We start from the raw sequence: 14049 nt of genomic DNA on the forward strand, positions 1-14049 counted from the left end.
CGAGGCGGCGGGCAATCAATTGCCAGGCAGGCGTAGCAAAGAGATAAAGGTTACTGGAGGAGACTCAGGATAATCTGCTCGCCATAGCCCCATAGCAGGACGGTCGCGGCCAGCAACATCTCGAGTACCAGCACGCCGATCGCAAGCGTAGCACTCGATACGATGAAGCCTTGTTCATCAGAAATATCCAGGAAATTCGGTATCCCGACGTAGAGCAGATAGCCCGACCAGCACAGCCCGATCACCCCGGCCAGCAGGCACAGCCAGACGATGGGATACAGGGCGACAATGCCGCTCAGCAACATGGGCGTTGCCACATAACCGGCAAACTTGACGCAGCGACGACGATTGGGCGGATGCACAAACCGCTGGGCCATCCAGTGAATGACGCTGCCCATGAACCAGACGGCTGCCAGTATCACCAGATAGAAAACGATGCCCGCATAAAACGCATCCAGCAGTCCAAGCTGGATGGTGCGTTCGGCACCGAGCCCCCAGCCAAACTGGGTCGTGCCGATAAATGAACAGACAACGGGGACAGCGCTGAGAATCAATACGTGGTGAGCATAAAGGTGAAACACCGTTTCATGCTCGTCATGCATCTGTTTCCATTCGCGCTGAGGATGGGCCATCAAGCCCCAGACATGTGTCAGCATGGGTACGCCTCCTACTGTCCTTGCAAACCGGCGGGATAGCCGATTACACCCAAGACGGGCTTACAGACAGTATAGGCAGGAGCGTTGCACTCCTGCCTACTTTCTGACGTACATTACGACCAACGGTCTAACAACGGTGGCAAGGACAGCAGGCTGGCGTCCAACGACATGGCAAGGCTCAATGCCGTAATCGCCAGGATCGACACGCCGAACACGCGCTTGGCCCAGCGCACTTCGTCGCCCTGATAGCCCTGAACCGCCAGGTACAGCCAGTAGCTGCCCATGACCAGTGCGACGATCAGGTAGCCAATACCCGCGTAGCCGGCCAGCGCCAGGGCAAGCGACGCGGCAATGAACGCGACGATATAGCCGAGGATATAGCGGCGTGCCGACGCGATGCCGCGCACCACCGGCAAAACGGGGATTGAAGCGGCGCGGTAGTCATCCATCCGGAAAATGGCAATCGCATAGGAATGCGGCATTTGCCACAGGCAGAAGATGAGCAACAGCGTCAGCGCCCCGGCATCGAGCTGGTTGGCCACGGCACAGTAGCCCACCACCGGCGGGATGGCCCCGGAAAGACTCCCGACCAGGGTGCCAAACTCCGAATGACGCTTCATGTAGAGGCTGTACGCCCCGACATAGATGGCGTAGCCAAAGCCGGCGAGTCCGACGGTGAGCGCATTGGTGCCCAGCGCCAGTACCGTAAAGCCGGCAATCCCGAGCAGTGTTGCAAAGCACAGTGCCGCAAAGGGGGTGATGCGACCCTGAACCAGGGCCCGCGTACGCGTACGGCTCATTACCGCATCGATATCGCGATCGATCACGTTATTGAAGGCACAGCCTGACGCAATGACCAGCGCCAGACCCACCACCGCGCTCATGAATATCAGCAGATCAAATTGGCCGCGGGCGGCTAAAAAATAGCCGCCCATGACCGAAATGGTATTGCCACCGATAATGCCCGGTTTGGTGAGGGCGAAATAATCGCCCATCTTTGCCATAAACGTTACCCGATGTGCAGATTGAGGTGCAGGTGATGCATGATCCACAACGAACCTCCAACTACCAGGCCGAGAATAATCAAGGTGAAGACAAAGGACATGAAGTTCCAGCCTTCCTCTTGCTTGGTGTCCATGTGCATGAACATCACAAGCTGCACCAAGATCTGGGCAACGGCGGTGATTACGATCGTCCAGACGGTGACGTTCATGCTCAGCGCACCGCTCATTACCGCCGCGAAGGGAATAATGGTCAGCACGATGGAGAGAATCAGCCCCGTCACATAAGACTTGACGCTGCCGTGTGCAGTGGGTGAGTCCTTCATATTACAGAGCCCCCATCAGATAGACGAACGAAAATACGCAAATCCACACAATATCCAGGAAGTGCCAGAACAGGCTGAGGCACAGGATACGCGGGCGAGTCATGTCATTCAGACCCTTGGTACGCAATTGGTAGAGTACCACCAGGATCCAGACCAGCCCGAAGGTTACGTGCAGACCGTGTGTGCCAACCAATGTAAAGAAGGCCGATAAAAAGGCGCTGCGATCAGGCCCGTAGCCGAGATGGATGAGATGCTGGAACTCATAGATCTCCATCCCGATAAAGGCTAACCCCAGCACGAAGGTGATCCACAGCCATTTCTTGACCTGATCGACCTTCTCGGCGTTCATTGCCAGCACTGCCATGCCGTAGGTAAAACTACTGATCAACAGTGCAAAGGTACCGGCCAGAATCAGCGGTAGATCAAAGATCTCGGAGCCGTCGGGTCCACCGGCCGTGCCCCGAAGGAGCACGGCGAAGGTTGCGAATAGTGTTCCGAAGATCACCAAGTCGCTCATCAGGTAGACCCAGAAACCGAACACCTTGATGCTGCTGGTATCGTGGTGATCGTGCGCTTCTGAGTGCGCGTGATCGTCGTGGTTACTTACTGCTTCGCTCGCCATGGTTACCCCTGCATCCGAACCTGTAGATGAGACGCTTCTTCGGGATGCTGCTTGACCCACTCCCGATACTCTTCGAGGCGCTGCTTGTGTTCAGTCTCAATACGTTCGACTTCAGCCGCCGGCACGTAGTAGTCAATATCGTCATTGGCTACGCGGGCGATAAAGGCAACAAACATACCGATACCACCGACGATCGCCAGCCACCAGATATGCCATACCAGGGCAAAGCCGAAGATCATCGAGAACAGGCTGATAACCGGTCCGGCAATCGTGTTGCGCGGCATGTGGATATCCTGATAAGGCCCGTTACCGATTGCTTCACGCCCTTCCTGCTTCTGACGCCAGTAATCATCGATACCGCTGATTTTCGGCAGGTGCGCAAAGTTGTAGAACGGCGCAGGAGAAGACGTGGCCCACTCCAGAGTACGACCATCCCAAGGGTCACCGCTGATATCAGCATACTGCATGCTGTGACGGTTCTTGATGCTGACCGCCACCATGATCAGCGTCGACAAGATACCCATCAGGATGATGCAGGCGCCGATAAAGGCAACGATCATCATCGGCTGCCACTCGGTGGGTTCGTAGGACGACATGCGACGCACGGCCCCATCGAAGCTCAGCACGTAGAGCGGCATAAAGGCCATGAGAAAGCCGATCAACCAGCACCAGAAGCTGCGCTTGCCCCACTTTTCGTCGAGCTTGAAGCCAAACGCTTTCGGGAACCAGTAGTACATGCCCGCCATCATGCCGAACACCACGCCGCCAATAATCACGTTGTGGAAGTGGGCGATAACGAACAGGCTGTTATGCAGCACGAAGTTAGCGGCCGGTACCGACAACATGACGCCGGTCATACCACCGATGGTAAAGACGATGATGAAACCGATGAGCCACAGCATGGGCACGGACAGCTCGATGCTGCCGCGATACATGGTGAACAGCCAGTTGAATACCTTCACGCCCGTGGGGATGGCGATGATCATCGTCATGATACCGAAGAAGGCATTGACGTTGGCCCCCGCCCCCATGGTGAAGAAGTGGTGCAGCCACACGACAAACGACAGAATCGTAATCGCGACGGTGGCCCATACCATGGTGTGGTAGCCGAACAGCCGTTTGCGGGCGTACGTCGCCACGACCTCGGAGAACACCCCGAAGGCCGGCAGAATCAGGATGTACACCTCAGGATGGCCCCAGGCCCAGATGAGGTTGACGTACATCATCACGTTGCCGCCAAGATCGTTGGTGAAGAAGTTCATCCCCAGGTAGCGATCAAGGGTCAGCAGCGCAATCGTCGCGGTCAGAATCGGGAACGACGCGATGATCAGCACGTTGGCGCACAGCGACGTCCAGGTAAAGATCGGCATGCGGAACATTTTCATGCCCGGCGCACGCATTTTCAGGATCGTCACGAAGAAGTTGATACCCGTCAACGTGGTACCTACCCCGGATATCTGCAACGCCCATATCCAGTAATCGACCCCGACCCCGGGACTGTACTCAATCCCCGAGAGAGGCGCGTAGGCCAACCAGCCGGTGGTACCGAACTCGCCGATAAACAGCGATAGGTTGACGATCATCGCACCGGATACAAACAACCAGAAGCTGAGGTTGTTCAGGAACGGGTAGGCAACGTCGCGGGCACCGATCTGAAGCGGCACGATAAGGTTCATCAAGCCAATGACCATGGGCATGGCCACGAAGAAGATCATGATGACGCCGTGAGTCGTGAACAGCTGGTCGTAGTGCTCCGGCGGCAGGAAGCCTTCTGCCCCGCCGGATGCAATCGCCAACTGGGCACGCATCATCAGGGCTTCACCAATACCGCGGACCAACATCACCAGGGCCACGATAAAGTACATGATCCCGATTTTCTTGTGGTCGACCGAGGTCACCCACTCGCTCCACAGGTAGCCCCACTTACGGTAGTAGGTAACACCCCCTAACACTACGGCTCCGCCCAAAGCGGTCATGATCATCAGCGATACGATGATGGGATCGTAAAAGGGGATCGAGTCTAAACCGAGTTTTCCAAACATAGTTTACTCCGCTGCCTCCGCGTTCATCGCCATATCGCCGTCCTGCTCTTGATGATCGCTACTGGCATGTTTGTATCCGGTCTCATTAGGCAACACTTCAACAGGTTCACCGCTGTGGTAAATGTTGAGAATGTCGTCATAAAGGGTTGGCGATACTTCGGAGAAGTACTCGACCGGATGATTACGGCTTGGCTTTAACAGCTCGAGATAGCCATCGTCGAAGCTTATCGATTTGGAGGACGCTTTAACTTCTTCCACCCACTCATCGAAGCCTTCTTCCGATGTCGCATGCGCGTCAAAGGTCATGCCCGAGAAGCCCGAACCACTATAGTTGGTAGAACGACCTGGGTAAGTGCCTTCCTCGTCTGCGATCAGATGGACATCGTTATCCATACCCGCCATGGCGTAGATCTGGCTACCAAGATCAGGAATGAAGAACGAATTCATCACTGACGCCGAGCTGACCCGGAAACGTACGGGCGTATCCGCTGGGAACGCCACCTCGTTGACCGAGGCAATGCCTTGCTCGGGATAGATAAACAGCCACTTCCAGTCCATCGCGACGGCCTGAATTTCAAGTGTCTCTTCACCGTCCTCGGCAATGGGCTTGTGCGGATCCAGACTGTTCGAGGTGTACCACGTCAACCCCGCGAGGAAGAGGACAATAACGCATGGAATCAGCCACACCACCACTTCGACCCAGGTGTTGTGAGCCCATTCAGGCGTGTAGGCAGCATTATGATTGCCACGGCGGTAACGCCAGGCAAAGAACAGCGTCATCCCGATAACGGGAAGCACGACGATCTGCATAATGCCAAAGGCTGTCAGAATCAGGGTGCGTTGCTCGGCGCCAATTTGACCTTTCGGGTCCATCAGCGCCGAGCTACAACCACCCAGCAATAGAAATAAAGAAAGCAACAGTAGAATACCTGCCGCTTTGGCGTAGAGGTTTTTTCTCATGTTACGACCTCGTCAGGGCTGGGAGGCAAACATTGTAAACAAGCTGCTAAGTAGCAAGCTAACAAAGTCTCTTGAGCAAACGCAGTGGATAAGCAAATGCTTAACGTCGGCGTCTGATCGCGAGAGAGGATCGTTTGGCAGGCTAATGCCAAACACAATTACCGCAGACGCTGGCTATTCTCGCATCAATGACGCAGAAGAGAAGAGACGATTTGCCGCAGGTAAACGCTGCGGATTCTGCCACGATTGGCCGGCAGCTTAAAGGTAACTTGGCTAATTTAATCCAAAAAACCAGGCAAGACACTTTCTCAAAAACTATGGCGCGGTGATCGTCGATGACACACTGCGTGCGTCGTGAAGCAAGGTCGGGGCGCCCTCCTCGTCGGTAACGATCACGTCAAACTCGCTCACCGAAGCGAAGTACGCCGGGCGCACCACGCCGAACTTGCTGGCATCAACAACCAACAGACGCTGCATGGCCGCCGCCATCGCTGCCTGCTTGGGCACCACCTCGTGGAAGTGGAAACAGCTTACTCCGCGCTGCACATCAACTCCCGCCGCTGAAATAAACGCCTTATTGATGCCCAATCGCTCGATGGATTCGGTCATGGCATCGCTGGCGAAAGACTGCGATGCCGCATAGAACAACCCGCCCAGCAGCACCAGCCGTACATTAGGCAGCGGGGCCACGGCATTGGCCACGTTAAGCGCATAGGTGATGACCGTCAGCTCACGATACGCCCCCAACTGATTCATCAGCGGCATCAGGGTTGAACCGCAGTCGACAAATAGCGTATCGCCGTCCTCGATAAAGCGCTGCGCCCGCTGGCAAAGGCGGCTTTTTATCTGATAGTGGCTCGCCTGCTGTTCGTTCAGGTCGTATACCGGCGTTACGCCTGGCGTATGCGCCATGACCAGACGCCCCCCCAGCAGGCTGATCACGTGCGGGTGGGCATTCAGATCCCGGCGAATGGTCATCTCCGACACGCCGCACAGCGCCGCCGCATCCCGCAAATGCAGCGTCCCGCCGCTGGCAAGTGCCTCCTGCAAGGTTGCCAAGCGCAACGTACTCCGGTCTTTCATGGGCAGCTTCTCCTGGTAACGGCCTGTTGTGTTTGGATGGGCCTAGGTTATCGCTGAGCGCCTCGACGCCTGCCGCCGAGGCATCCTTCATGCTGAGCCAGCACACAGGGAATTACCATTGAACCAGCAATTTTTAAAGCGCATGTCAGCCGTTTTTCATTTAAACACCGTTGACGGGCCAGGGTTTGCAAATTCGCGTTAGAAAAATAACACTAAATGTTATAATTCTAACATCGCAACAAAACGCCAGCCCTCACGTCCGTCGTCGAGGCGGATCAAAACTGCCACTAACAACCTGTTGAGGCTCTCATGACTGCTCGCACACACGTTACTACCGCTTTCTCTTCACGTGCGTCGCTCGCGGCGTTCGGCGCTGGCATATTAATGGCCGGCGCCGCCAGTACCGCCAATGCGGACACATTTGACCCCATCTGGTCGTTTGCCAACGTATCGGTCAACTACCTTGACTGGTCCGACGGCACCGAAGCGCGCACCGCCAACAATGCAGCGAAAAGCGACTTTCTGTTTCTCGAAATCGAGGGCGGCCTGGGCTACGAATGGGGGGAATTCTACGGTTTCTTCGACTTCGAGAACCCCACCAACGACCAGTTCGACGAAGCCAGCGGCGGCACCGACAACTTCCGCACGGCGGGCAAGCTCACCTCGCATATCTATCTGGGTGATAGCCCGCTATCCATTTACGCCCACCTGTACGACTTCCGCGATTACGGCTTCAACGCCCGCGAGCAGGATCAGATCCTCGGTCTCGGCTATATCACCAGCTTCGATAACGGCCTGTGGTTCAAGCCGTTTATCGGTGCCGCACGGGTGCAGAGCGATGCCTATACCGGTTCGAACGGCTTCATGGCCGGCTGGGTGGCAGGCTACGATTTCAATGCGTTCGGGCAGCAGTTTGGCGTGACCAACTGGCACGAGCAGACCTTTGGTCGCGACGATGAGTACCTGGAGCAGAACTATGTCGGCGGCAAGGCGGACAGCGTAGGTACCAATGGCGCCGTCAGCCTGTGGTGGCACCCGACCGAACTGGTGACGACCGGCATCCAGTACCGGTATTCTGACGAGAAGCTGGGTACCCGCAACAACTACCAGAATGCGATGATTTACACCGTGAAGCTCAACCTGCTGTAAAAGCGCCTAACGCGACACCAAGGATTTCCTTATGACACTCCTGATGAGCTTGGTCGGCATGGTCACCCTGGTGACCATCGCCCTAGTCTTTTCTTACGATCGCAAGTCGATCCGCTTGCGCACGGTGCTTGGCGCGTTTGGCATTCAGGCGGGTATTGGCGCCTTTGTGCTTTATGTCCCCTTTGGCCAGACGGTGCTGCAAACCATTTCGGCGGGGGTCAGCCAGATTCTCGTCTACGCCGACGACGGCATCAGCTTCCTGTTCGGCGGCCTGGCCGATGCCGACGCAGTGGGCTTTGTCTTTGCCATCAAGGTACTGCCGGTCATCATCTTCTTCTCTTCGCTGATCGCGGTGCTTTACTACCTCGGCATCATGCAGTGGGTGATCCGCATCCTGGGTGGCGCGCTGCAGAAGGCGCTGGGCACCTCGCGTACCGAGTCGCTTTCCGCTACGGCAAACATCTTTGTCGGCCAAACCGAAGCGCCCCTGGTGGTGCGTCCGTTTATCGCCCGCATGACGCCTTCCCAGCTGTTTGCCGTGATGTGCGGCGGCTTGGCTTCCGTCGCCGGTTCGGTGCTCGCGGGCTACGCCGCCCTGGGCATTCCCATGGAATACCTGGTCGCCGCCTCCTTCATGGCGGCCCCCGGCGGCCTGCTGTTTGCTAAACTGATCATGCCGGAAACCCAGGATCCCAAAGATGCGGACAGCGTTTCCAAGGTAGAGGAGGAGCTTGACGAGCAATCGGACAAGCCCAGCAACGTCCTCGACGCTGCAGCGTCTGGCGCCACTTCCGGCCTGATGCTGGCGGCCAACGTGGGCGCGATGCTGCTGGCCTTCATCGCCCTGATCGCCCTGATCAACGGCATTCTGGGCGGTGTCGGCGGCTGGGTAGGTTTCGAATCGTTGAGCCTTGAGTGGATCCTGGGCTGGCTGTTTGCCCCGCTGGCGTTCCTGCTCGGGGTGCCCTGGGAAGAGGCCACGCTTGCCGGCTCGTTCATCGGCCAGAAGCTGGTGGTCAACGAGTTTGTCGCCTATATCAACCTGGCGCCCTATATCGAGGGCGAGCAGATGGTCGCGGCAACCGGACAGGCCATGACGCCGCACACCATGGCGATTCTTTCCTTTGCCCTGTGCGGCTTCGCAAACCTGTCGTCGATTGCGATTCTGCTCGGCGGCCTGGGGAGCATCGCCCCCACCCGTCGCCAAGAAATCGCCCGGTTTGGCGTCAAGGCGGTATTGGCCGGTACACTGTCCAACCTGATGTCGGCGTCGATTGCGGGCTTCTTCCTTGCCCTGGGCAGCGCCGCTAGCTGAACGCGACATACGGCTATATCCCGGGCGCTGCTGTCTTATACGGCAGTGCCCGTTTTTTTCAGTTAATGATTAACCCTACCACTGTGTGAGATGTCCATGACCGCTTCGATTAACGTGACCCTTGCCGCGCGCCAGGCGCTTTCACTAATGGACTTGACCAGTCTCAACGATACCGACACCGATGCGTCCACCGAATCACTGTGCAAAAAGGCAAAAACGCCCTTTGGCTACCCGGCGGCGGTATGCGTCTACCCCCAGTTCGTCGTGACCGCGCGTCGCGCCCTCACCGCCCACGAGCTCAACGGTGACGTCAAAATTGCCACGGTCACCAACTTCCCCCACGGCGGTGACGACATCATGGGCGCCGCCCGCGAGACCCGTGAAGCCGTCGCCTCCGGGGCAGACGAAGTCGATGTCGTCTTTCCCTATCGCGCCCTCATGGCGGGCGACGAAGAGACCGGCCGTGAGCTGGTGGAAATGTGCCATGCGGCCTGCGGCGGCCAGGCGCTGTTGAAAGTCATCATCGAGTCCGGCGAGCTTAAAGAGCCTGCGCTGATCAAGCGGGCAAGCGAGCTGGCCATTGAAGGCGGCGCCGACTTCATCAAGACCTCAACCGGCAAGGTGGCGGTCAACGCAACGCTGGAAGCCGCCGAGATCATGCTCCAGACGATCAAGGAAAGCGGCAAGGATGTCGGGTTCAAGGCGGCAGGTGGCGTCAAGACAGCCGAAGAGGCCGCCGAATACCTGGCGCTCGCCGCCAAGATCATGGGTGACCAGTGGGTCTCGCCGCGCCACTTCCGGTTTGGTGCGTCCAGCCTGCTGGGGGACTTGCTCAATACCCTGAGTGGCAACCCGCAGACCGCCTCGCTCTCGCGTAATGACGGAGGCTACTAACATGCTCCCGCAAGAACTGATTCGCCTCAAGCGCGATCACCAGCCGCTGCCGGCAGAAGAAATCAAGGCCTTTGTTCAGAGCATTGCCGATGACCGTATCAGCGATGCCCAAATTGGCGCCTTTACCATGGCGGTGTTTTTAAACGGCATGAGCCGTGAGGAAGTCGTCGCGCTGACCACCGCCACCCGTGACTCCGGTTACGTCATGCAGTGGGATTCACTTGACCTGCCGGGGCCGATCGTCGACAAGCACTCCACCGGCGGCGTGGGAGATCTGGTCTCGCTGGTACTCGGCCCCTGGGTCGCCGCCTGCGGCGCTTTCGTACCGATGATTTCCGGCCGCGGCCTGGGCCACACCGGCGGCACGCTGGACAAGCTGGAGTCCATTCCCGGCTATAACCCCTACCCCGCCCCGGAACGCTTCGGCGACGTGGTGAAATCCACCGGCGTGGCGATTATCGGCCAAACCGGCAACCTCGCTCCAGCGGACAAGCGCATCTACGGCGTGCGCGACGTGACCGCCACGGTGGAATCCATCCCGCTGATCACCGCCTCCATCCTGGGCAAAAAGCTGGCCTCCGGCCTGGATGCCCTGGTCATGGATGTCAAAGTCGGCAGCGGCGCCTTCATGCCTACGCCGGAAAAATCCCGCGAACTGGCCAAGAGCATCGCCAATGTCGCGACCCAGGCAGGCACGCCGACCACCGCGCTGCTCACCGACATGAGCCAGCCACTGGCCCCCTGCGCCGGTAACGCGGTCGAGATCGTCGAAACCCTGGCACTGCTGCGCGGTGAACGTTCCAACAGCCGGGTCATGCAGGTGACCCGCGAACTGGCGGTGGAAATGCTGATGGCGGGCAAGCTGGTCGACAGCCGTGAGGAAGCGCTGACCAAGCTTGAAAAAGCCCTTACATCGGGTGCGGCGGCCGAGGTTTTTGCCCGCATGGTGAGCGAGCTGGGCGGCCCTGCCGACTTCATGGAGCGTTCGGATCACTACCTGGCCACAGCCGACGTTATCAAGCCTGTATATGCCGAACAGTCGGGCATCATCCAGCGTATTGACACCCGGGCCGTCGGCATGAGCGTGGTGGAACTCGGTGGAGGGCGCCTGCGCAATGATGCCAGCGTCGACCACAGCGTCGGCTTCAGCGACATTGCCGAAATCGGCGAGCGTGTCGATGGTCAGCGTCCTATCGCCATGGTTCACGCCAAAAGCGAAGACGCCGCCGCCCTTGCCGCCGCCCAGCTTCGCGCCGCGGTCACCTTGGGTGACGCCCCCGCGACCGCCGATACGCTACTTCAAGACACCTTCCGAGGAGAAGCCTGATGCGCCGCGCAATTGTTGTTGTCCTCGATTCCTTCGGCATCGGCAGCGCGCCGGACGCCGATAAATTCGGTGACCAGGGAGCTGACACCCTGGGCCATATCGCCGCCGCCTGCGCCCGCGGCGAGGCTAATACCGCCGAACGCTCAGGGCCGCTCAGACTGCCCAACATGGCCGCGCTGGGGCTGTTCAACGCCCACCGCGATGCCACCGGCAGCGTAGCCGAAGGCGTCTCGCTTCCAGAAAACCTGGCAGGCGCCTACGCCCACGCTAAAGAGGTTTCCAGCGGCAAAGATACGCCGTCGGGCCACTGGGAAATTGCCGGCGTGCCCGTTCGCTTCGACTGGGGCTACTTTCTCGATAAAACCGACAGTTTCCCGGCAGAGCTGCTCGACAAGATTGTCGACGCCGCCAATCTGCCCGGCGTGATCGGCAACTGCCACGCCTCGGGCACCGAGATCATCGCCCGCCTGGGCGAAGAGCATATCGCCACGGGCAAGCCCATCGTCTACACCTCGGCGGATTCCGTGTTTCAGATTGCCGCCCACGAGGAGCACTTCGGCCTCGAACGGCTCTATGAATTATGCGAAACCGTGCGCGGTCTGCTTGAGCCCTACAACATTGGCCGCGTGATCGCCCGCCCCTTTGTCGGCAATGACCGCGACGACTTTGCGCGTACCGGCAATCGCCGCGACTACAGCGTCGAGCCCCCCACGCCCACGGTGCTGCAAAAGCTCGCCGAAGCGGGGGGCGAAGTGGTGTCGATCGGCAAGATTGCCGATATCTACGCCCACTGCGGCATTACCCACAAGGTCAAGGCCAGCGGTCACGACGCACTGATGGAAGCGACGCTTGGCGAGGTAGCGCGTACTGCCAAGGAAACCAGCGACCGCCCGACCATGATCATGACCAACTTTGTCGATTTTGATTCGGTCTACGGTCACCGCCGCGACGTGCCGGGCTATGCCGCCGCGCTCGAGCATTTCGATGCCCGCCTGCCCGAGCTGTTCGCCGCGCTGAGCGACGACGACCTGCTTCTGCTTACCGCCGACCACGGCTGCGACCCCAGCTGGCAAGGCACCGAGCATACCCGCGAATACGTACCGGTCATGGTTCGCGGCGCCGGCTTCACCCCCGGCCCCATGGGCGAACGCGGCACCTTCGCCGATATTGGCCAGACACTCGCCGACTACTTCGCGCTCGAGGCCATGGCCGACGGCAACAGTTTTTTGCCCAACGCTGCTTGAGTGCGGCTAACAAACGACTAGCACCATAGAGTGCAAGGTCAGAATCAACCCGTAGCGGGGGTTTTTCGCCATGGATGGCGAAAGTAGCGCCCAGGGATGGGTTTACAGCGCCCCCGCGGAGGGTTGTTCGGACCTCCCGTAATAGACATAGGAGCATTTCATGGCGACCCCGCACATTAACGCTGCCCAAGGCGACTTTGCCGATACCGTGCTGATGCCCGGCGACCCGCTGCGCGCCAAGTACATTGCCGATACCTACCTGGAGAACGTTCGCCAGGTGAACGACGTGCGCAGCATGTTTGGTTACACCGGCACCTACAAAGGCCGCGAGATTTCGGTCATGGGCCATGGCATGGGCATCCCCTCGGTCTCGATCTATGCCAAGGAGCTGATCACCGACTACGGCGTGAAATCTGTCATTCGCGTGGGCTCCTGCGGCGCCGTGCGCGACGACGTCAACGTCCGCGATGTGGTCATCGGCATGGGCGCCTGCACCGACTCCAAGGTCAACCGCATGCGCTTCAACGACCACGACTTCGCTGCGATTGCCGACTTTGACCTGACCCAGCACGCCGTGGCCGCCGCCAATGCGCAGAACGTGCCGGTGAAAGTCGGCAACATTTTCTCGGCGGATCTGTTCTACAACCCGCAAACCGAGATGGCCGAGCTGCTCAAGCGCTACGGCATTGTCGGCGTCGAAATGGAAGCGGCAGGTCTCTACGGCGTGGCCGCAGAATTCGGCGCCCGGGCGCTGACCATCTGCACCGTGTCAGATCACATTCTGAAAGGCGACTCGCTCTCGAGCGCCGACCGTCAGACCACCTTCGACGACATGATGACCATTGCGCTGGATACGGTACTGCGCGACGACGCCGCGCACGCCTGAGCGGACAACACCGAGGAAATCGCCATGAGCCAAGTCGCCCCCGCGCTGGTTGAAACACTACTCAAGACGCTGGGCAATGCCTATGCGCCCTACTCCCACCACCCGGTGGCATCGGTGATGGAGACGCCCGACGGCCAGCAGTTTGTCGGCGCCAACGTGGAAGTTGCCCACTACAAGGGGCTGTGTGCCGAAGCGTCGGCGATTTCCGCCATGGCAACCGCCGGGCAACGCGAACTTGCCAAGGTCTATGTGATGGGCCCCGGCGAGCATCTGTGTACGCCCTGCGGCGACTGCCGCCAGCGTATCCGCGAATTTGCCACGCCCGACACGCAGATCCTGGTGCTTTCTCGCGAAGGCGAGGTGCTGAAGACCTACACCATGGAAACGCTGCTGCCCGACGCCTTCGGCCCCGAGCAACTGCCACAGCGTTAAGCCGCCAGGCAGTCCACGATAAGCCAGCCCCTTTGGGCTGGTTTTGTGCGTGTATTGCTCGTACGCTTAAGACCACCCTTTTGTTGACGCCAAGTGTGCCGTCAAGAGCACA

At 58.9% G+C, this 14049-nt stretch carries 14 protein-coding genes; 7 read left to right on the forward strand and 7 right to left on the reverse strand.

The window, feature by feature from the left end; all coding sequences use genetic code 11:
* Positions 1-50: 50 nt before the first annotated feature.
* The 7 genes from QC815_RS00090 to QC815_RS00120 form a co-directional block, all read right to left on the reverse strand.
* Positions 51-656, reverse strand: a complete 606-nt coding sequence (locus QC815_RS00090; protein ID WP_230446242.1) for a Yip1 family protein — start codon at positions 654-656, stop codon at positions 51-53.
* A gap of 113 nt (positions 657-769) precedes the next feature.
* Positions 770-1660 carry a heme o synthase gene (gene cyoE / locus QC815_RS00095; protein WP_230446241.1) on the reverse strand — a complete coding sequence of 297 codons (891 nt, stop codon included), beginning with the start codon at positions 1658-1660 and terminating at the stop codon, positions 770-772.
* Positions 1661-1665: 5 nt separating this feature from the next.
* Positions 1666-1983 carry a cytochrome o ubiquinol oxidase subunit IV gene (gene cyoD / locus QC815_RS00100; RefSeq protein ID WP_230446240.1) on the reverse strand — a complete coding sequence of 106 codons (318 nt, stop codon included), beginning with the start codon at positions 1981-1983 and terminating at the stop codon, positions 1666-1668.
* A 1-nt stretch (position 1984) separates the two neighbouring features.
* Positions 1985-2605 carry a cytochrome o ubiquinol oxidase subunit III gene (gene cyoC / locus QC815_RS00105; protein ID WP_230446239.1) on the reverse strand — a complete coding sequence of 207 codons (621 nt, stop codon included), beginning with the start codon at positions 2603-2605 and terminating at the stop codon, positions 1985-1987.
* A gap of 2 nt (positions 2606-2607) precedes the next feature.
* Positions 2608-4647, reverse strand: coding sequence for a cytochrome o ubiquinol oxidase subunit I (gene cyoB, locus QC815_RS00110; protein ID WP_230446238.1), 2040 nt, complete (start codon positions 4645-4647; stop codon positions 2608-2610).
* A 3-nt stretch (positions 4648-4650) separates the two neighbouring features.
* Complete coding sequence (cyoA, locus tag QC815_RS00115; protein WP_309766285.1) at positions 4651-5607, reverse strand: ubiquinol oxidase subunit II; 957 nt, start codon at positions 5605-5607, stop codon at positions 4651-4653.
* Between the two features lie 315 nt (positions 5608-5922).
* Positions 5923-6690, reverse strand: a complete 768-nt coding sequence (locus QC815_RS00120; RefSeq protein WP_230446236.1) for a DeoR/GlpR family DNA-binding transcription regulator — start codon at positions 6688-6690, stop codon at positions 5923-5925.
* A gap of 309 nt (positions 6691-6999) precedes the next feature.
* On the opposite strand from QC815_RS00120, the gene QC815_RS00125 reads away from it, so the two are divergent.
* From QC815_RS00125 to cdd, 7 genes are all read left to right on the forward strand, one after another.
* A complete protein-coding gene (locus QC815_RS00125) occupies positions 7000-7839 on the forward strand; it encodes an outer membrane protein OmpK (RefSeq protein ID WP_422823723.1) in 840 nt (279 codons plus the stop codon).
* A 31-nt stretch (positions 7840-7870) separates the two neighbouring features.
* Positions 7871-9154 (forward strand): NupC/NupG family nucleoside CNT transporter, encoded by a 1284-nt coding sequence (locus QC815_RS00130; protein ID WP_230446235.1) that lies wholly within the window; start codon positions 7871-7873, stop codon positions 9152-9154.
* 90 nt (positions 9155-9244) lie between these two features.
* Entirely contained in the window at positions 9245-10048 is an 804-nt protein-coding gene (deoC, locus tag QC815_RS00135) for a deoxyribose-phosphate aldolase (RefSeq protein ID WP_309766287.1), read from the forward strand.
* A gap of 1 nt (position 10049) precedes the next feature.
* Entirely contained in the window at positions 10050-11375 is a 1326-nt protein-coding gene (deoA, locus tag QC815_RS00140) for a thymidine phosphorylase (RefSeq protein WP_309766289.1), read from the forward strand.
* Positions 11375-12619 carry a phosphopentomutase gene (locus tag QC815_RS00145; protein ID WP_230446232.1) on the forward strand — a complete coding sequence of 415 codons (1245 nt, stop codon included), beginning with the start codon at positions 11375-11377 and terminating at the stop codon, positions 12617-12619. Before deoA ends, QC815_RS00145 begins: the two co-directional genes overlap by 1 nt.
* A 160-nt stretch (positions 12620-12779) precedes the next feature.
* The gene (deoD, locus tag QC815_RS00150; RefSeq protein WP_230446231.1) at positions 12780-13505 is read left to right on the forward strand and encodes a purine-nucleoside phosphorylase; all 726 of its coding nucleotides are present in this window, start codon (positions 12780-12782) and stop codon (positions 13503-13505) included.
* Positions 13506-13529: 24 nt separating this feature from the next.
* Positions 13530-13937: a cytidine deaminase gene (gene cdd, locus QC815_RS00155; RefSeq protein WP_309766292.1), complete on the forward strand. Its 408-nt coding sequence runs from the start codon at positions 13530-13532 to the stop codon at positions 13935-13937.
* Positions 13938-14049: the final 112 nt, after the last annotated feature.

It is taken from the genome of Vreelandella gomseomensis (genome assembly GCF_031451645.1).
Classification (GTDB): Bacteria; Pseudomonadota; Gammaproteobacteria; order Pseudomonadales; family Halomonadaceae; genus Vreelandella; species Vreelandella gomseomensis.